We start from the raw sequence: 17,810 nt of genomic DNA, 5'->3' as shown, positions 1-17,810 counted from the left end.
CCGCTAAGCCCGGTCGGCGCCCACCGGTGTTCCCCGGTTATTCACGTTCCGCCGGTGCGCCCGCGGCCGGTGGGTTATCCACCACCAAGATCCACGGGGGGAATCGGGTCGGCCACTCGGCCTACCCCGGTCGGCCGGTGGCGGCGCTCGGCGGGAAACCGCATTCGGCCAGGTCCGCGTGTTCGGCCATCTCCACGCGCAGCGGTTCGGCCCCGGCGCGGACCTCGGCGAGCAATTCGGCGTCCGCGGCCGGTATCCGGTTCGCCAGGTCGCGCAGCAACGGCGCGACGACCTCGGCGGCCACCGCTTCCCGGTCCCGGACATCGGCCCGCAACGCGGTGAGCGGATCGACACCGCGCGGCACGCTCTCACCGCCATTGAGAACGACCAGAACCGGCGCGCCCGCTTCTCCCAGCACCGCCGTGGCCCGCGCGTCGGCGTCACACCAATGGCCGCGAACCACCTGGAGTACGACATCTATATCGAGGCCCGCGACGACGTGCAGATCGGTGCTGATGGTGACCGCGCCGGTGCCGGGGAGGTCGTGCAGCGAGATCGGCACCCGCTCCCGCTCGACCAGCACCTCGCGGACCGCGTGCGGTGCCCTGGCCGCAGCCGCTGCGGCGTCGAGGGGGTCGTCGAACCGCAGCGGGCGGCCCCGCCGGTCCAGCAGATCCACAGAGGACGCCTGGATGGCCCGCAGGTCGGCCAGCAGGCTGGGGTGGGCGCAGGCGAGGTAGCCCTGGTCGCCCGGCTCGGGGTAGCGCCAGGCGCGCAGGTCGGCGGCGGAGGTGGGCGGCTCGGGGAGACCGAGCAGCAGGTGCCTCGGCCGCAGGTGGGACGTGCGCAGTTCGGCGAAGGTGCGGGGGAGCAGGGTCGCCCGGCGGCGGGGACCCGCGCGCAGGACCAGCCGCGTCCCGGGCGCGGCGGGCAGGGCGGCGGGGTTCAGGCCCGCGATGGACCGTGCCAGCGTCGACTTGCCGGTGCCCCGCTTGCCCCCGACGGCGACCGCGATCGCCGCCCGGTCCAGCCTGGCCACCACCCGGCGCAGGTCGCTGATCACCGCGGACACCCCGGCCAGCACGTCGGCCCCGGCGCCCGCCCTGGTCAACGCCCGCTCCGCGCGCCGCCACGCCTCGACCTCGGCCACCACCGCGGGCACCCGCGCGCGCCTGGCCGCCACGAACGCCGCGACCTCGTCGTCGAGCACGGCGCGACGCTATCGCCGATCAGCCGCGCGCCGGGCCGATCGGCGGATTCCCGCTCACGCGACGCCGAGGTAGCGCACCGGCGTGTAGTCGAGCTCGCCCGGTCCACCCCAGACGTAGACGCGGTGCTTGACCGGCGTGGACCCGAAGTCGTAGGCGAGGTAGCGGCCCCGCTCCCGGTCGACCCACCGCTCGAACAACCGCACGTGCTCCCCGTCGCGCACCAACGCGTCCCCCATCACCAACGCCCCCCGCTCCACCACCCGGGTCACATCCCCCAAATCCCGCCCACCCCCACCCCGCGGCGTCGCGTAACTCACCGACAACCCCCACGCCATCGACACGAACCCCGAACAGTCAGCCCGATACGAAGGCCGATGACACCCCCCGAGCACCCCCGCCCAGTCGGTGCCGCTGTACCCGCCCCCCACGCTGAAGCACGCGTCCTGGTTGTACGTGGGCCCCGCCACGAACCACGCCTCAGCACGCGCCATCGCCGCGGGCCCGAAGTCGGCCAACGCCACCCGCTCCCGGACCGCCGCATCCCCCGCCAGCCCCAACCCCACGACAACCACGCCCGCGATCACAATCCCCCTGCGCACTCCTCTTTTGTAGCACTCTTCCCCTCCCTCCAGCCGAAACTCACCTCCCGCGTCGGCACTTCCGCTGTCTCGCCGACCCCACCCGCGTCCGCTCTCCCTGCCCGCGCCCGTCGGGCCTCCAGCCACCTTCCGCTGCGTTCCACCACCCCCCGTTGCCCACCCCGCGCCCACACTCAACTGCCAGCGCCGCCTACTCGCCTCGTCCGCCTAACCACCCCCACCGCGCCCATCCGTCCACCCACACCCGACTAGCTCGACGGCGCTTGTTCCTTTCTGCCTGAACTCTGGAGGCAGCCGCCCAGGTAGCCACCTCCTCGCAGCGCCTACTCGCCTGGACTCTTTCCGCGCCCACCGCGTTCGTTCGTCTACCTGTGCCCGATCGGCTTGACGGTGGCGCTTGTTCCTGTCTGTCTGAGCCTGGAGGTCGTCCGCTCAAGCCGGCGCAGCTCGTGCTGCCTGTTGTTCCGCTAGCCCGTGCCGCGCTCGTTCCTGTCTGTTTGAGCTCGGAGGGGCATCCGCTCAAGGCGCCGCACCTTCCGCCGCCCCGTGCCCTGTCAGCCCCGGATATGTCCCGTCAGCCTGCTCGCGCCCGTTGCAGCGTTCAGCCGGCCCTCCACTGCGTTCCGCTAGCCTGCTGGCCCGATCGAACCTGCCATCCCGCTGCGTCCTGCCGATCTGACCACGGCCATTGGCACGATCGCCGTTCTGCCAGCATCGCCATGTTCAGTCAGGCTTGGTTTCGTCCTGCCTGCCCGGCCATGTCCCATGAATCTGGCCAACGGGAGCCTTGCCAAGCTCAGCAGGCTCCCGCCGGCCTGTCTGGCGCGCTTAGCCAGCCCAGTTACGCCCACACATGCCCGCTGGCGCAGCCGTTCCCTTTGGTCTGCCGTGTGCGGCCAGCCTCACCCGCGATACGATCATTTCCTTTGGCGCCTTCGCATTCCGGTCCAACCGGCCCCATTCGCGACCTGCCTGCCTGCTCGCCAAGCCCGGCTGCGTCCTGCCTGCCGCATGACCATGCGCCATGTCGGTCCACCGCATCCAGTTGGCCAGGATGCTTCCCCCAGCCTGAACGAGCCCACCATCCCCACCGCCGCGTTCTACCGATACCGGCCACCCCTGGCCGTCTCCTGCACGATCGCCCACATCAGTCGGCTTGACCGCGCCGCCGCGCCTGGCCGGGCCCGTGTGCACCCGCCCGGCCAGGCCTGTGCGTTCCACCAGCCCGACCGCGCCGTCAACCTCGCCCCCGATCGCTGGCGCAACGGCATTCCAGTCACTGCGCCGCGCCCACACCCAACTCGGGCGGCGATGAGCCGGCCCAGCCGCGGCCCGCCAGCCCGGGCGCGATTCCGGAGGCCCTCCCCGCCCACCCCGGCCCCCACCCTCTCCGGGGGGCTGCCCCGACGCCAGTCTATCGGGGTGGCAATGGGGGCCGGGGGAAATCGGGCGGATCTATGGACAAAGGACTGCTTGTGGACAAACGTGGCCTGGGCGAAAAGGTGGTCAGGCAAGGGGAATCGCTCGATTGGGGGGTGGTTGTGCGGTCATCCGGCTAGGTGTACCGGTAGTTCGGCCAAGCGCCAGGTGCCGGGGTCTGGGGTTCGGGTGAAGTGGTCGGTGGCGGGCCGAAGGGCGGGGAAGCGGGCCAGGAGGGCGGTGAGGGCGATCTCGGTTTGCAGGCGGGCGAGCGGGGCGCCGAGGCAGAAGTGGGGGCCGTGGGAGAAGCCGAGGTGGGTGGGGGCACCCAGGGGGCGGGTGATGTCGAGGGTGTCGGGGTCCGGGAAGGCGGCGGGGTCGCGGTTGGCGGAGCAGATGGCGACGGTCATGGCGGCGCCCTGGGGGATGGTCGCGTCGCCCACGGTGATGTCCTCGGTGGCGAAGCGGGGGGTGGTGAGCAGTTGTGGGCCGCACCAACGCATCAGTTCCTCTACCGCTGTAGACGCGAGGGTCGGGTCCGCGCGCAGGAGGTCGAGTTGTGCCGGATGTGCGAACAACGCCGCGACGCCGTTGGCGATCAGGTTGGTGGGGGTCTGCCCGGCCAGGGCGAGGTGCCAGACGAGGGTCACCAGTTCGGTCTCGGTCAGTTCGCTGTCGAGCAGTTGCGACAGGATGTCGGCCCCCCGCCGCGCCCGCTTGGCCGCCACCGCCGCCTCCGCGCTGGCCATGATCCCGGGGATCGCGGCGAGGAACCCGGGTCCGTAGCCCGCCGCGACCGCCCGCCCGTACTCCAGCCAGTCCGGTCGGTCTGCCTCCGGGATGCCGAGCAGCTCGCAGATCACCACCATCGGCAGCGGCCCGGCGAAGTCGCGCAGCAGGTCCGGGGACGCGTCCAGCGAGTCGAGCAACCGGTCGACGGCGGCCTCGATCCGCGGGCGCATGACGGCCGTCCGGCGTGCGGTGAACGCGGGCGCGGCCGCCCCGCGGACGCGCGCGTGCTCCGGCCCGTCCATCTCCGCCATGGTGTGCATGTACCGCCTGCAGTGCTCGGGAATCCCCGGCGGCCGCATGAAGCTGGCCTCGCTGAGCACGAACCGCGGGTTGTTCAGCACCTCCCGCGCGGGTTCGTGCCGGGTGACCGCCCACATCGGCGGCATGCCCGCCCCGGTCAGCCTCGCCACCGGCGACACCGCCCTGGCCTGGGCGTACGCGCTGAACGGGTCGGCGAGCACGGCCGGATCGGTGACCGGGACCTCGGGAACGACGGGCACGAGCGACCTCCACGGGTAGATGTTCTGACCAGATGATGTCATCATCTGAACGAGCTGTCACGGCAACGGCGATGATGTGCGCGTGAAGGGTGCGAGGATGAGCCGGGCGGAGATCCAGGAGGCCAACCGGACGCGGATCCTGGGCGCCGCGCGCGAGGAGTTCCTCGCCCGGGGCTACCGCGACGCCAAGGTCGACGACATCGCTGCGCGCGCCGACCTGACTAGGGGTGCCGTCTACTCTAACTTCTCCGGCAAGCGGGCCCTCTATCTAGAGGTGCTCGCGGCCCAGGCGGAGAAATCGACGCCACGCGATCCGTCAGCGCAGACGCTGTGGGAAGCGGTAGGAGCGTTCGCGCACGCTTGGGTCGCGCGGCTGGAAGAACCAGGTCTCAGCACATACCTGGCGCCCGAGGTGGTCGACGATCTCGCGTTGCCCTACACGCGGCTGCGACAACTCAGCGCCCTCTTGCTCGGACTGGCGATGGAACGCCTAGAGCCCGTGTCGTCCCCAGACGGAGCGCCACCGGCCCGACGAGTGCGGCAGGCTCAGGCAATCCTGACAACGTTGCACGGGACTACAGCCCTCGCCCGGGTCACACCGGGCCTGGTAGAGCCCTTCGACGTGATCAGCGCGTGCGAGCAGTTGACGCGGCTGGAACTGAACGACTGGTGGTCCTCTCCGCACAACCCCGTCCCCGCGCACCCCGTGGACGAGCCATGGCCGGAGACAACCGCGCGTGACCTCGTCAGCGGTGAACCGGTGCAGGTAGACGGCGTCGTCGCGGTCGTAGGCACGCACCGGCTGATGGCTGTCGAGGAAGCGTTGCGGCAAGGGCATCGGGTGACTCTCGTGGTGGTGACAAGCCAACCCGCCGAACTGCACCCCTTGACCCGTCTAGTGCTCGCCGAGACCGTCGTCGGCTTGCGACAGTCCTTCCGGGGGGAGTTGCCGCTATCAGTGATCCGCGATGACACGCTCGCCGAGCGGGTGGGGATCACGGCGGTGAGCGACGCGACCGAGGTGGCGCTGCGGGTGCGCGGCGGCCGGATCGTCGCCAGGGCCGAGGGAGCGGGAGCCTGCCACGCCGTGGCGGGCAGTCGAGCGGGGGTGTCCCGGACCCCGCCCATCGGGTGACCCCGCGGGGTCCGGGACGGCGCTCGGGCGCTAGCCGAGGCCGAGGCGGCCGACTTCACCGAGGGCGGCCACCCGTCCGGGACGGCGCTCGGGCGCTAGCCGAGTAGGCCTCCGAGGAGACTGGTGACGGTGCTGATCACGGTGTTGAGGATGCCGGTGACCACGCCGAGCAAGGGGCCGAGCAGTTGACCGAGCATGTGAAACCTCCTCTGATCGAACCGGTCGGGGCGGACAACCCCGACACCGTTCTTTGTACGGTTCGGACGGTTCCGGGGCGAGCAAGTCCGCACTGTGGAGTGACACCCGAAAGAGTGCATTAGCGAAACGTTCCCGCCCCCTGATCGGGGGAATCTCGTCTACCAGCGGTTTGATGCGAAACCGAGGAATGCTCATCGGTGGAGTGTGCTGTCCCGTTCGGTACGGAGCGCGTCACGCAGTGCGGCTGTGTGGGTGACCTTCGCCGCTGGACGGACTAGTCCAACCCGGACACTCGCAGGGTGACGTTCAGCCGCCCGCTCAGCCCCAGGTCGGGGTCGGCGGTGCCCGGCTTGATCCTGGTGACCCCGTGGTAGGCCAGCCGGGACCCGCCGCCGAACACCACCAGGTCGCCGGAGCGGAGATCGACATCGGTCCACGGGCGACCCCGGTTCTCGGTGTTGCCGAACCGGAACACCCCGGTGTCGCCGAGGCTGAACGACACCACCGGGTCCAGGGACCGCTCGTCCTTGTCCTGGTGCAGCCCCATCCGCGCCTCGGCGTCGTAGAAGTTCACCAGGGCGATGTCCGGCCGGTAGTCCCCGGTGAACCCGGCCGCCGCGACCGCCCGCCTGCCCAGGTCGCCGAGCCACGCCGGGAACGGCAGCACGGTCGAGCCGTCGTCGAGGGTCCTGGTGTAGCGGTACGGCGCCCAGTGCCAGCCCAGGCACACCATCCGCACCGACATGACCCCGCCGTTGGGCAGCCGCTGCTGCCGCATCCCCGGCGCCCACTCCCGGCACGCGGCCAGGAGCCTGCGCTGGGCGTCGAGGTCGAGCCAGTCCGGCAGGTGCACCGCCCCCGGCGCGAGGTCGAGCCGGGGGCGCGGGATCAGCTCCACCGGCCCTCCACTGTGCTCACTCCACTGTGGATGCCCGACCAGCGAAGGCCGCCGTCGAAGAACGACCAGCTCGACCCGTCCGACCCCGCGCCGGACAGCCCGTCGATGTCACCGACCAGTCCCGGCAGGGCCGGGTCGGCCAAGCCGGAGAAGGCGATCGTCCGACCCGGCCGCCACTGCGGCTGGGCCACCAACCGCCGACCCATGCCCGCCCAGGACGCCGCGTCGTCCGCGATCACCCACAGGTCCGGGCTCCCGCCCGCGAACCGGCAGGCCTGCCGCAGCCAGGACGCCGCCTCCGGTGGCCACGACACGACCGCGCACACCGTCCCCGGCCAGGCCGCGACGAACGCCTCCGCCGCGGCCGTCGACCTCGGGTCCCGCCCGTGCCCCACGTTCACCAGCCCACCCCCGCGCCGCCGCGCCAGGGCCAACACCGTGTCCAGTTCCATCACCCTGCCGGGGTGCAGAGTTCGCACGGCCGCAGTCCCGCGGCGCGCGCGGCGGCCAGGGTGCGCAAACCGCGCGGGTCCGCGGCCGTCCGGGCCCTGGTGCAGGTCGGGTAGCAGTACACGCCACCGGAGCCCACGTAGGCGACGCGGGACCTGGCGAGGTCCAGCAGTTCGTCCACATTGGTCTCTTCCGCGCGCAGCAGCCGCTCCTTGACCTCGGCGCCGAAGACGTACTGGCCGAGGCTGCCGTCCGAGCGGGTCACCCGGTGGCACGGGATCAGCAGCGGCACCGGGTTGTTGCCCAGCGCCGTGCCGACCGCGCGGACCGCCTTGGGCCGCCCGATCGCGTGCGCCACCCAGGCGTACGGGCGGGTCTGGCCGGTCGGGATCTCCCGCGTCGCGGTCAGCACGTCCCGCTCGAACGGGGTCAGCACCCGCAGGTCGACCGCCACCCCCGCGGCGCCGTGACCGCGCAACGCCTGCCGCAGTCCCGCGGGCACGTCGCTGGCGCGCCGCAGCGGGCGCTGGAACAGGGCGTGGAAGCGTTCACGGAAGGTGTCGTCGTCGTCCCCGACCGAGGCCGCGGTGCGGATGTAGCTCACGCCGACCTCGGTGAAGGCGACCAGCAGCTCGCCGACCGGGCCGTCGACCCTGGTCCAGTCCCCGTACACCGAACCGGTCAGGTCGCGTGGTGGTGCCACCGCCAAGCCGCCCAGCCGCAGCGCGAGCGGGTCGTGGCTGTCCTCGCCGGTCATCGGACCACCTCCTTCGCGTACTGCTCCCGCAGCCGGGCCAGGCCGCGGGAGACGTGTGACTTCACGGTCCCCTCGGGGATCCGCATGACGGCGGCGATCTCGGCCACCGGCAGCTCGACCACGTGCCGCAGCACCACGGCCAGCCGCTGGTTCTCCGGCAGCGCCGACACCAGGGCACCCAGCTCGCCCCTGGTCTCGCTCCCGGTCACCACGTCCTCGACGGTCGGGCCGGGCGCGGGCCGTTCCGGCACGTCCGCCATCGCCACCGCCGGGCGCCTGCTCGCGCCGCGCACCGTGTTGCGCCAGGTGTTGAGCAGGATCGTCAACAGCCACGACCGCGGCCGCAGCGCGAGGATGCGCGAGCGGTCGTAGCCCAGCAGCGCGCGGTAGGCGCGCAGGAAGCACTCCGCGGCCAGGTCGTCGGCGTCCGCGCCCGCACCGACCCGCAGTGCCACCGAGTAGACCACCCGCTGGTAGGCGCGGACCATGCCCGCGAACCCCGCGTCGATGTCCTCGACGATGGCCGCGAGCATGACCGCGTCGTTGTCGGCGTCGCTCTCGGGCAGGTCATCCATACTCAGGTAAACACCGAGGGGCCTTCCGGCGTTGCACATCCGTTCGCCTTCGAGCGTACCTGCGTTCCAGGGCCGTGGCCTGCGACACTGGGGCACGCCTGCCCTGAGGAGTGCCCATGGACCTGACCCGTCGCCGGTTCCTCGCCGCGGGCTCCGGACTCGCGGTCGTGGCGGGTGCCGCGGCCTGCACCGCCGAGGTATCGGCCACTGCGACGCCGTTCAACCCGGCTGACTGGGGTTCGGTCCGCGAGCAGTTTCCGCTGACGCGCGACGTTCGACAGTTCTCCGCCTACGTGCTCGCCGCACCCCCGCGGCCGGTGAGTGACGCGATTGACCGGCATCGCGCGGGGTTGGACCGCGACACACACGCTTACCTTGACGCTCAAGCAGGCGCCGCTGAAGACGCCGTGCGCGCGGCTGCGGCTGATTACCTCGGCGGTCGTGCTGAGGACATCGCCTTCACTGACAGCACAACCATGGGGCTTGGCCTGCTCTATGCGGGGATTCGCCTCTCACCTGGACAGCACGTTCTTACGACGGAGCACGACTTCTACTCCACGCACCACGCGCTCAAACTCCGCGGCGCCGAGGTTCGTCGCGTACGCCTCTATGACACCGCCGCGACTGCCTCTGCCGAGGAGATCGTCACCCGGCTCCGCGCCGCGCTGACGCCCGAGACCAGGGTCGTCGCCATCACGTGGGTGCACTCGGTGACGGGGGTGAAGCTGCCTGTTCGCGCCATCGCGGACGCCATCGCCACGCACAACGCCGCGTTGCCGCCCCGACAACACGCCCTGCTGTGCGTCGACGCGGTGCACGCGCTCGGTGTCGAGGCGGCCACCCCGGCCGACCTCGGCTGCGACTTCCTGATCTCCGGGACGCACAAGTGGCTGTTCGGACCGCGGGGAACGGGCATCATCTGGGGGCGCCAGGGCGCCTGGGAGGCGGTCGCGCCGGTGCTGCCGTCGTTCAGCGGCCCGGCGTTCGACGAGTGGCTCAACGGCACCCCGGCGGGCCCGACCACCGCCGAGGTGGTCACCCCCGGCGGCTACCACTCGTTCGAGTACCGCTGGGCACTGGCCGAGGCGTTCCGGTTCCACCTGGCCATCGGCAGGGACCGGGTCCTGGCGCGCACCAGGGCCCAGGTCGACCGGGTCCAGGCCGCGCTCAGGGAGATCCCGGCGATCACGGTGGTCACCCCCGCGGCGCCCGAGCTGTCCGCCGGGATCATCTGCTTCGACGTGGCGGACACGCCGCCGCAGGCGGTGGTGGCGGCGCTCGCGGCCAAGGGCGTGTCGGCGACCGTGACCCCGTACAACGAGCGGCACGTGCGGGTTGGGCCGAGCATCGTCACATCCGACGACGACGTGGACGCCCTTATCCGCGCGCTGCGTCCATAAGGGATCTACTTCCGCGCTACCACCACGTCGCGCACGATCGCCTGGTCGACTCGGTGGGAGAAACCGAGGTAGGCGCCTTCGTCGAGCGGCGTCAGTTCTGCCTCCGCGAGTGCGTCGACGAGTGCGGTGCGTGGGGCGACGTTCGTGTTCCAGGACAGGGCAATCGTTCCCCCTGGGCGCAAGAGCCGGGCCCAGCCGGGTAGTGCCGCCCGCATCAGTTCCAACGGGCCTCGGTGGAGGCCACCGCCTGCTCGGCTGCCGTGCTGCACGCCGTAGGGGGCGTCGGCGACGATGATGTCGAAGGTGGCCGCGCGGTGGAACCGGGGCGCCTCGGTGGTGTCCGCGTTGACGTAGTCGAGGCTGAGGGCGTCACCAGCCTTGTAGCTCTCCTTGTCGATACCGACGGACGCTGTGAGGCGGCGGGCGACGACCTTGCCGTCGCGGCGGACGCGGGTGACGTCGGCGGTGTGCTTGATCCGCTTGCGCTTGAGCCAGGTCTGCAGGAACGCCGAGTAGGCGTCGAAGTCCTTGGCGTCCAGGTCGATCCCGGCCGTGTCGTAGCCGTACATCAGGGCCTGGTTGAGCGTGGTGCCCCGGCCGCACAGCGGGTCGAGCACGCGGAGCCTGCGGTCGAGCATCTCCCCGGCGAACTCCGATGACGTCACCGCCAGGTTCAGCATCAGCTTGGTGAAGTGCTCGTTGGTCTTACCTGAGTACTTCTGGATGGTGACCAGGTCGTCGTCGAACTTGTCCAGCGGCGTCAGCTCTACCGGCGCCAGGAGATCACCCTGCCGTTCGAACAGCGCGTAGGCCGACGACAGGTTGGCCAGGTAGCGCACATCGCGCTCGTCAAGGCTGTCGGCCTCGAACGCCAGGTAGGGCACTCCACCGATCCGCACCGGCTCGATCCCGCCGATCCGCCCGCCCAACGCCCGGTCGCCGAACACGGCGAGCTCAGCGGCCATCAGGTCCACCGAGGAGTCGGCGTAGACGCGGTTCAGCGCGGGCCGCACGAGCAGCGCGTAGGTGGGCATGGGCTCCCGTTCCTCAAGGTTCTCGGCGGATGGCCAGGTCAGAGCAGGGTACGGCCCTCGCACACCGACAACTCGGGTCGTCCTTGACAAGAAAAATTGTCGGTGAGAGGGTAGGCCCATGTTCGAGGTAGCGGTGATCGAGGACCCGGCGGCCGCCGAGGTCACGCTGGACCCGGTGCGGTCGGCCCTGCTGGCCGCGCTCGCGGAGCCCGGTTCGGCCAGTTCGCTGGCCGCGACCGTCGGGCTGCCGCGCCAGAAGGTCAACTACCACCTCCGCGCGCTCGAGAAGCACGGTCTGGTCGAACTGGTGGAGGAGCGGCGCAAGGGGAACTGCACCGAGCGGGTTCTTCGCGCTACCGCTGCCTCTTACGTCATCTCGCCCGCTGCGCTCTCCGCGGTCGCCCCTGATCCGTCGAAGTTCCCCGACCAGCTCTCCGCGCGGTGGCTGCTCGCCCTCGCCGCCCGCCTGGTGCGCGAACTCGGCCAGCTCATCGTCGGCGCCACCGCGGCCAAGCAGCGGCTGGCGACCTACGCCAGCGACGCCGAGATCACCTTCGCCACCGCGGCCGACCGGGCCGCCTTCGCCGGTGAGCTGCAGGAGGCCGTGGCAGACCTGGTCCGCAAGTACCACAGCGAGGACGCGCCGGGCGGCCGCAAGCACCGGCTCATCGTCGCGCTGCACCCCAGTCTCAAGTCCCCGCAAGACCACTGACCCATCCGTGAAGGAGCACACCATGTCGAGGCAGTTCGAGATCCGCCGCGAGATCGTCGTCGAGGCCACCCCGGAGCAGGCGTTCAACGCCATCACGGAGAACAACGGCTCGTGGCTGTTCCCGATCCCGTACCCGAACCCCGACGGGACGGTCGACGAATCCGGCAGCCGGGTCACCGCGTGGAACCCACCGCACGAGGTGTCGGTCCGCACCGAGGGGCCGGACGGCTGGTTCAACGCGCTGGAGCACATCATCGAGGCGCGCGACGGTGGCACTACCGTCCTGCGGTACGTCCACAGTGGCATCTTCACCGACGACTGGGACACCCAGTACGACGGCGCGGGCAAGCACACGGACTTCTACCTGCACTCCCTCGGCCAGTACGTGAAGTACTTCCCGGGACAGGCCGCGACCTACGTTGCCGCTGACGGTCCTGAGGCGTCTACCGCGCAAGGTTCGGTTGACGTGCTGCGCCGCGCGTTGGGGGTTACCGGCGTCGGTCAGCGCGTACGGCTGGAGGTGCCCGGTATCGATCCTGTCGACGCGGAGGTCGACTACCTGGAGGGCCAGTTCGTCGGCCTCCGGTCCGGTGACGCCCTCTACCGCTTCTACTGCCGCGAGGTCTGGGGCGCGCCGGTGTCGTTGGCGCACCACCTGTTCGACGCCCCTGCTGAGGCCGACAAGACCACCGCCGCGTGGCAGAACTGGCTGAACTCGGTGTTCGCCTGATCCAGCGCGTGCCTGCCGGAAATGCCCGGCGGCCTAGGACCAATTGCCGCAGAAACGCCCCGGGACCGCCCCGGGGCGTTTCTCCGTCTTCCGCGCACATTCGCGGAACCGGACTCAAGACCGGCGGTCGGCCTGGCGAAATGTGTGCTTACAATCCGTCACCTCCACCGATCGCGGGAACAGCCCCACCACACCAGCGCCGCGTAGACCAGCAGCACCGGCACGATGAGTCCTAGGACCATCTGCCACACCTCGCCCCCGCTCACGGGATCCACAGCGAGGTCGGCCGGATGACCAGGTTCGGCGCCCCCGGTTCACCCGGTGCGGGCAGGGCCAGCAGGTCGCTGACCACTTCCACCAGGTCCGACCCGTCCTTCATCCACACCACCCCGTCCTCGACGAGGCGGTTCGCCAGCACGTGGTGCCGGTCGAAGACGAACACCGCGTCGGTGTAGCGCTCCTCGGTGTGCGTCGCGGCGACCGCGACCAACTTGTCGTCCTCGGTCAACAGGTGGAATCGCCACTGCCGCTCGCGCAGGGCGACCAACGCGCCGAGTTCGGGGAACCGACGCAGCGCGTCCTCGGCCGAGATGGGCTCGCGGGTACCGGTCATCACCAACTCCGTGTGATCTACAATCGAAAACCGAATGCCCCGAGTCTCGCGCCACCGAGCCGAGTCCTGCGACGCGTTTGCCGTACGTGCATCAAGCGATTCTTTCACCCGGCCGGTCACTCTTCGTCGTCTCCGGCCCGTCGACAAAGGGGAGAGCCATGCCGAGGACACCGAAAGCGGTCGCGTTGGGACGCGTGCTGCGCCGCAGCCGGGAAGCGGCCGACCTGTCGCTGCGCGAGGCCGCGCTGTCGCTCAACCGCGACGTCCCCAGCCTGTCCCGCTACGAGAACGGCATCCGGATCCCCAAGCCGGAACTGGTGTCCCGCATGCTGACCGCCTTCGGTGTCGACGGCGCGCGCCACGACGAACTGATGACCCTCGCCTACCGGGTGGGTGATCCGCAGTGGCTCGCTACCACCGACGCCGAACGCCGCCAACAGGCAGAGGCCTATGTGGAGTACGAACGCGACGCGACCAGCATTCTGCAAGTCTCGCCCTTGGTCTTGCCCGAACTCTTGCAGACACCTGCGGTTCTTAGGTCCACGCACCGCACCGAAGCCGAGGTCCAACACGCACTACGACGTCAACAGGTCATCACGGGCCCCAACCCCACCCGCCTGACCGCCCTGATCGGAATGCCCGCCCTACACCAACACATCGGCGGCACCACCGCGGCCGCCGAACAACTCCAACACCTCTTGGCCCTCTCCCGCCGCCCACACATAGAGCTACGGATAACCCCCTCCGGCCAAGGCTGGCACCCAGGCCTAGAGGGCCCCTTCACCATCGTCGACTCAACCCCAATAGGCCCAGTCGCCTTCGTGGAAACAAGATTCTCCACCCTCTGGCTACACAACCCCACCGACGTCTCCCCCTACCGCAAAGACGCCGAATCCATCCGCACCCTCTCCCTATCCCCGCACGAAACCAACACCTTCCTCGCCACCACCGCCTACCGCTACCAGATGGCCGGCTGCCGATAAGAGCGCCGAGGCTGTACGGGTACCTCTTAAATGCGCGGGGGTAGGAGTGCCTAGTTAGGCTCGACGGCACGGTAGCGTAGATCTTGAACCTGGCGGGGTTCTATGTCACGACGTCGCGGGGAGGCGTGGATGCCTGCTGAGTTCCGCAGCGGCAGTCGACCGATCAACTGGTTCGCCCTGGCGGTCCTGTGTGTGTTGTCCGCGTTGGTACCCAGCTACCTGGTGCTCGAGTGGGGAGCCGGGTTGCCCGCGATCCCGATCGCCGTTGTAGTTGCTGCTGGGGCGTGTGAGGTGATCTGGCGGTCGGGGTTGCGGCCGCGGTTGTTGTGGGGCGAGGGCGGGCTCACGGTGGTGTGGGCGGTGCGGGTGCGGGCGCTCCGGTGGTCGGAGATCACCAGGATTGATGTGCGGGGCAACGCTTTTCTGGTGGCCACGGGGGATGGGGAGTCGCTGCGCTGGGAGTTTGACCGGGTGTGGTGGTTGGCCAGGTTGTCCCGCCGGTACGCGGATGTCGGTAGTGGTGTCGGTGCGCAGTTGCAAGAGGCGCTGGACAGCGGTCGGGCGCGCGGTGAGCTGCACCGTCCCCCGGAGTTCCGCGCGCGTCGGCCGTGGCTCGTGTTCGTCCTGGTGGTCGCGGCCGTGGCGGCGCTGACCCCGTTGGTGACGAAGCTGATGTTGGCCTGACCTGCCCTCAGGCCCCAGCCCCTCACGTTCGCGTGGGGGGCCGATCGGTGTTCACAGGGAACTGCCGGCTTTCGCGCAGGTGGGGCACAGGGTTGGTGTCGAGGATAACCGGCCATGAGACGTGGGTGGCTCGTCAATGGGCTGTTGGTCGTGGTGTTGGTCGGTGTGGGGGTCGGCGGGTACTTCCTGTTCTTCGACTCCGGGACCGAGCAGGCGGCGGCTGCTACGGCGCGGACGGCTGAGGTTGCGGCGCGGGATGTGACGGAGACGGTGACCGCGTCGGGGACCGTTGAGGCTGGGTATACCGGGACGGCGTCGTTCGGGGCGTCCGGGACGGTGGCGACGGTGAGTGTCAAGGTGGGGGATGTGGTGACCAAGGGGCAGACCCTGGGCACGCTCGACACCACCGAGGCGAAGCTGGAGCTGTCGATCGCGCAGAACAGCCTCGCGCAGGCCGTCGACAGCCGGGACACCGCCGAGGCGGAGGGCAAGGACACCGACCAGCTCGACAACCAGGTCACCCAGGCCGTCCTGAACCGGGACAAGGCCAAGGCCGCGTTGGCGGACATGACGCTGGCCGCGCCGGGAGACGGCACCATCACGTCGGTCAACGTCACCGTCGGCGGTAAGTCGGGATCGGGTGGGTCATCGACGGGGACTACAGCGACCGGTGACTTCGTCATCACGGACCTGAAGAACCTCACCCTGCACGCGGACGTGGCCGAGAGCGACGTCAGCAAGCTCAAGGCAGGGCAAACGGCGACCGTTACCGTCAACGCGCTGCCCAACCAGCCCATCCAGGCGGCGGTGGCGGCGATCGACCTGTTGCCCACCACCGCCAACAACGTCGTCCAGTACGGCACCACGCTCGCCCTGACCAGCCCGCCCGCCAACCTCAAGCCGGGCCAGTCCGCCAGCGTCACCGTCACGGTCGCGAGCGCGACGAACGTGCTGGCCGTACCTTCGGCGGCAGTGCAAACGGTGGGCAACGCCAGTTCGGTCACTGTCGTGGTGAACGGACAAGAGACCCGCCGCACCGTTGAACTCGGCGTCAAGGGCGACACCTACGTCGAGGTCACCTCTGGGCTTGCCGCGAACGAGCAGGTCCTCCTGCCGCAGGTAGCCACAAGCACCCAGAACAACAACAACCGCAACGCGGGCGGCCTAGGTGGCACAGGTGGCTTCGGCGGCGCAAGGCCCGGCGGTACTGGTGGAACCGGGCCAGGCCGGTGACCGCGCCAGTCATCGAGGTCCGAGACCTGCGCAAGACCTACGGCACCGGAGACACAGCCGTACACGCGCTAAGAGGCCTCGATCTCACCGTCGCGCGTGGGGACTACCTCGCCATCATGGGCGCCTCGGGCTCCGGTAAGTCCACCTTGCTCAACATCCTCGGCTGCCTCGACGTGCCCACCTCCGGTCGGTACCTGCTCGACGGCATCGACACCGTCGAGTTCGGCGAGGCCCAGCTGGGGATCCTGCGCAACCGCAAGATCGGGTTCGTGTTCCAGTCGTTCAACCTGATCCCGCGCACCTCCGCGCTGGCCAACGTCGAACTGCCGCTGGTCTACGCGGGTGTGCGCCGGGCCGAGCGCCGGGCCAGGGCGATGGCGGCGCTGCGGCTGGTCGGCCTGGACGACCGCGCCCACCACCGGCCCAACGAGCTCTCCGGCGGGCAGCAGCAGCGCGTCGCGATCGCCCGCGCGCTGGTCACCGCCCCCGCGATCGTGCTGGCCGACGAGCCGACCGGCAACCTCGACACCCGCAGCAGCCAGGACGTCATGGGCATCCTCGACGCGCTCAACGCCAGCGGCCGCACCGTCGTCCTGATCACCCACGAGGACGACGTCGCCGCGCACGCGCACCGCGTGGTCCGGGTCGTCGACGGCCACATCGCGCAGGGGGTGCCCGCGTGAGGTTCACCGAGGTACTGGCCTTCGCGGTGCGCGGGGTGACCGCGAACAAGCTGCGGTCATCGCTGACCACGCTCGGCATCATGATCGGCGTCGCCTCGGTGATCCTGCTGATCGCGGTCGGCAACGGCGCTTCCCAGTCGGTGCAGCAGAGCATCGCCGGACTGGGCACCAACGTGCTCACGATCTCGCCGCAGCGCGCCCAGGCGGGCTCGTCGACCAAGCCGCTGACCACCGCCGACGCCAAGGCGCTCGCCGACCCGGTCGAGGCGCCCGCGGTGAAGTCGGCGTCCCCGGTGGCCTCGACCTCGGCGACCGCCGCGCACGCCGACGTCAGCTACAGCATCTCCCAGTTCATCGGCACCGACCCGGCCTACTTCTCGACCACCAACAGCGCGGTGGCCCAGGGCGCGCTGTTCACCGCCGACGACCTGGCCCAGGGCCGCAAGGTCGTGGTCATCGGCGCGACCGTGGCCACGCAGCTGTTCCCGTCGTCCAGCCCGGTCGGCCAGGCCGTCCTGGTCAACAACATCCCGTTCACCGTCGTGGGCGTGCTGGCCACCAAGGGCTCCAGCGGCCTGCAGGACGCAGACGACACCGCCGTGGCGCCGCTGAGCACCGTGCAGAACGCGCTCACCGGGTACGGCAGCCTGTCCCAGATCGTCGTGCAGGCCACCAGCGCCGACACCATCAGCGCGGCCCAGGCCCAGGTCACGACCATCCTGGACGGCCGCCACAAGATCGGCTTCGGTGCGACGGCCGACTACCGCGTGCTCAGCCAGGAGCAGCTGCTCACCGCCCGCACCGCGACCACCGACACCTTCACCGTGCTGCTGGCCTCGGTCGCGGCCATCTCGCTGCTGGTCGGCGGGATCGGCGTCACCAACATCATGCTGGTCACCGTCACCGAGCGGATCCGCGAGATCGGCATCCGCAAGGCCGTCGGCGCCCGCCGGGGCGCCATCCTCGGGCAGTTCCTGCTGGAGGCGACCATGCTCAGCCTCTTCGGCGGCCTGCTCGGTGTGGCGGCCGGGTTCATCGGCGCGCGGTTCACCATCGCGGGCATCACCCCGGTCATCGTGCCGTCGTCGGTGCTGCTCGCGTTCGCCGTGTCCGCGCTGATCGGCCTCTTCTTCGGCAGCTACCCGGCGAGCCGCGCCGCTCGCCTCCGTCCCATCGAAGCTCTGCGACACGAATAGGGGAAACC

18 protein-coding genes are annotated in these 17,810 nt (G+C 70.3%); 9 read left to right on the top strand and 9 right to left on the bottom strand.

Going from position 1 to position 17,810, the window contains the following annotated elements; genetic code table 11:
- Positions 1-121: 121 nt before the first annotated feature.
- The 3 genes from BMY07_RS07240 to BMY07_RS07230 form a co-directional block, all read right to left on the bottom strand.
- On the bottom strand, positions 122-1,210 hold the full coding sequence (locus BMY07_RS07240; protein WP_092775691.1) for a hypothetical protein: 1,089 nt from the start codon (positions 1,208-1,210) through the stop codon (positions 122-124).
- A gap of 54 nt (positions 1,211-1,264) precedes the next feature.
- Positions 1,265-1,810 carry a hypothetical protein gene (locus BMY07_RS07235; protein ID WP_143073392.1) on the bottom strand — a complete coding sequence of 182 codons (546 nt, stop codon included), beginning with the start codon at positions 1,808-1,810 and terminating at the stop codon, positions 1,265-1,267.
- 1,547 nt (positions 1,811-3,357) lie between these two features.
- Positions 3,358-4,521 carry a cytochrome P450 gene (locus BMY07_RS07230; protein ID WP_245782255.1) on the bottom strand — a complete coding sequence of 388 codons (1,164 nt, stop codon included), beginning with the start codon at positions 4,519-4,521 and terminating at the stop codon, positions 3,358-3,360.
- Positions 4,522-4,618: 97 nt separating this feature from the next.
- Between BMY07_RS07230 and BMY07_RS07225 the strand changes: the two genes are divergently transcribed.
- Positions 4,619-5,656: a TetR/AcrR family transcriptional regulator gene (locus BMY07_RS07225; protein ID WP_092776101.1), complete on the top strand. Its 1,038-nt coding sequence runs from the start codon at positions 4,619-4,621 to the stop codon at positions 5,654-5,656.
- Positions 5,657-6,128: 472 nt separating this feature from the next.
- Here the strand turns inward: BMY07_RS07225 and BMY07_RS07220 are convergent, their stop codons facing one another.
- From BMY07_RS07220 to BMY07_RS07205, 4 genes are read right to left on the bottom strand one after another with little or no spacing between them, the layout of a single operon-like run.
- A complete protein-coding gene (locus tag BMY07_RS07220; protein WP_092775689.1) occupies positions 6,129-6,752 on the bottom strand; it encodes an alpha-ketoglutarate-dependent dioxygenase AlkB family protein in 624 nt (207 codons plus the stop codon).
- A complete protein-coding gene (locus tag BMY07_RS07215) occupies positions 6,743-7,231 on the bottom strand; it encodes a hypothetical protein (RefSeq protein ID WP_245782254.1) in 489 nt (162 codons plus the stop codon). The genes BMY07_RS07220 and BMY07_RS07215 overlap by 10 nt, the downstream gene beginning before the upstream one ends.
- Positions 7,204-7,959, bottom strand: coding sequence for a methylated-DNA--[protein]-cysteine S-methyltransferase (locus BMY07_RS07210; RefSeq protein ID WP_092775687.1), 756 nt, complete (start codon positions 7,957-7,959; stop codon positions 7,204-7,206). Before BMY07_RS07210 ends, BMY07_RS07215 begins: the two co-directional genes overlap by 28 nt.
- Positions 7,956-8,534: an RNA polymerase sigma factor gene (locus BMY07_RS07205; protein WP_177215483.1), complete on the bottom strand. Its 579-nt coding sequence runs from the start codon at positions 8,532-8,534 to the stop codon at positions 7,956-7,958. Before BMY07_RS07205 ends, BMY07_RS07210 begins: the two co-directional genes overlap by 4 nt.
- Before the next feature lie 116 nt (positions 8,535-8,650).
- Between BMY07_RS07205 and BMY07_RS07200 the strand changes: the two genes are divergently transcribed.
- Positions 8,651-9,934 (top strand): aminotransferase class V-fold PLP-dependent enzyme, encoded by a 1,284-nt coding sequence (locus tag BMY07_RS07200; protein WP_092775686.1) that lies wholly within the window; start codon positions 8,651-8,653, stop codon positions 9,932-9,934.
- Positions 9,935-9,939: 5 nt separating this feature from the next.
- Here BMY07_RS07200 and BMY07_RS07195 read toward each other — a convergent pair whose 3' ends face one another.
- Positions 9,940-10,968: a TRM11 family SAM-dependent methyltransferase gene (locus tag BMY07_RS07195; RefSeq protein ID WP_092775685.1), complete on the bottom strand. Its 1,029-nt coding sequence runs from the start codon at positions 10,966-10,968 to the stop codon at positions 9,940-9,942.
- A gap of 118 nt (positions 10,969-11,086) precedes the next feature.
- Here BMY07_RS07195 and BMY07_RS07190 point away from each other — a divergent pair, with 118 nt between their 5' ends.
- Both BMY07_RS07190 and BMY07_RS07185 read left to right on the top strand, forming a co-directional pair.
- Entirely contained in the window at positions 11,087-11,680 is a 594-nt protein-coding gene (locus BMY07_RS07190) for an ArsR/SmtB family transcription factor (RefSeq protein ID WP_092775684.1), read from the top strand.
- A 22-nt stretch (positions 11,681-11,702) separates the two neighbouring features.
- The gene (locus BMY07_RS07185) at positions 11,703-12,410 is read left to right on the top strand and encodes an SRPBCC family protein (RefSeq protein WP_092775683.1); all 708 of its coding nucleotides are present in this window, start codon (positions 11,703-11,705) and stop codon (positions 12,408-12,410) included.
- Positions 12,411-12,672: 262 nt separating this feature from the next.
- Here the strand turns inward: BMY07_RS07185 and BMY07_RS07180 are convergent, their stop codons facing one another.
- Entirely contained in the window at positions 12,673-13,023 is a 351-nt protein-coding gene (locus tag BMY07_RS07180) for a hypothetical protein (protein ID WP_092775682.1), read from the bottom strand.
- 158 nt (positions 13,024-13,181) lie between these two features.
- On the opposite strand from BMY07_RS07180, the gene BMY07_RS07175 reads away from it, so the two are divergent.
- The 5 genes from BMY07_RS07175 to BMY07_RS07155 all read left to right on the top strand — a co-directional run bounded on the left by BMY07_RS07175 (position 13,182) and on the right by BMY07_RS07155 (position 17,802).
- Complete coding sequence (locus BMY07_RS07175) at positions 13,182-14,006, top strand: helix-turn-helix domain-containing protein (RefSeq protein WP_092775681.1); 825 nt, start codon at positions 13,182-13,184, stop codon at positions 14,004-14,006.
- A gap of 129 nt (positions 14,007-14,135) precedes the next feature.
- Positions 14,136-14,690 carry a hypothetical protein gene (locus BMY07_RS07170; RefSeq protein ID WP_092775680.1) on the top strand — a complete coding sequence of 185 codons (555 nt, stop codon included), beginning with the start codon at positions 14,136-14,138 and terminating at the stop codon, positions 14,688-14,690.
- 114 nt (positions 14,691-14,804) lie between these two features.
- Entirely contained in the window at positions 14,805-15,923 is a 1,119-nt protein-coding gene (locus tag BMY07_RS07165; protein WP_092775679.1) for an efflux RND transporter periplasmic adaptor subunit, read from the top strand.
- The gene (locus BMY07_RS07160; protein ID WP_092775678.1) at positions 15,920-16,606 is read left to right on the top strand and encodes an ABC transporter ATP-binding protein; all 687 of its coding nucleotides are present in this window, start codon (positions 15,920-15,922) and stop codon (positions 16,604-16,606) included. Before BMY07_RS07165 ends, BMY07_RS07160 begins: the two co-directional genes overlap by 4 nt.
- The gene (locus tag BMY07_RS07155; protein WP_092775677.1) at positions 16,603-17,802 is read left to right on the top strand and encodes an ABC transporter permease; all 1,200 of its coding nucleotides are present in this window, start codon (positions 16,603-16,605) and stop codon (positions 17,800-17,802) included. Before BMY07_RS07160 ends, BMY07_RS07155 begins: the two co-directional genes overlap by 4 nt.
- The last annotated feature ends 8 nt before the right edge of the window (positions 17,803-17,810 follow it).

This window comes from Actinokineospora terrae, assembly GCF_900111175.1.
Classification (GTDB): Bacteria; Actinomycetota; Actinomycetes; order Mycobacteriales; family Pseudonocardiaceae; genus Actinokineospora; species Actinokineospora terrae.
This window is presented reverse-complemented; position numbering and strand designations above follow the sequence as displayed.

Coding starts and splice junctions, on each gene's coding strand:
- BMY07_RS07225 (WP_092776101.1), top strand. CDS start 4,619: ATGAGCCGGGCGGAGATCCAGGAGGCCAACCGGACGCGGATCCTGGGC.
- BMY07_RS07210 (WP_092775687.1), bottom strand. CDS start 7,959: ATGACCGGCGAGGACAGCCACGACCCGCTCGCGCTGCGGCTGGGCGGC.
- BMY07_RS07205 (WP_177215483.1), bottom strand. CDS start 8,534: ATGGATGACCTGCCCGAGAGCGACGCCGACAACGACGCGGTCATGCTC.
- BMY07_RS07200 (WP_092775686.1), top strand. CDS start 8,651: ATGGACCTGACCCGTCGCCGGTTCCTCGCCGCGGGCTCCGGACTCGCG.
- BMY07_RS07195 (WP_092775685.1), bottom strand. CDS start 10,968: ATGCCCACCTACGCGCTGCTCGTGCGGCCCGCGCTGAACCGCGTCTAC.
- BMY07_RS07190 (WP_092775684.1), top strand. CDS start 11,087: ATGTTCGAGGTAGCGGTGATCGAGGACCCGGCGGCCGCCGAGGTCACG.
- BMY07_RS07185 (WP_092775683.1), top strand. CDS start 11,703: ATGTCGAGGCAGTTCGAGATCCGCCGCGAGATCGTCGTCGAGGCCACC.
- BMY07_RS07180 (WP_092775682.1), bottom strand. CDS start 13,023: ATGACCGGTACCCGCGAGCCCATCTCGGCCGAGGACGCGCTGCGTCGG.
- BMY07_RS07175 (WP_092775681.1), top strand. CDS start 13,182: ATGCCGAGGACACCGAAAGCGGTCGCGTTGGGACGCGTGCTGCGCCGC.
- BMY07_RS07170 (WP_092775680.1), top strand. CDS start 14,136: ATGCCTGCTGAGTTCCGCAGCGGCAGTCGACCGATCAACTGGTTCGCC.
- BMY07_RS07165 (WP_092775679.1), top strand. CDS start 14,805: ATGAGACGTGGGTGGCTCGTCAATGGGCTGTTGGTCGTGGTGTTGGTC.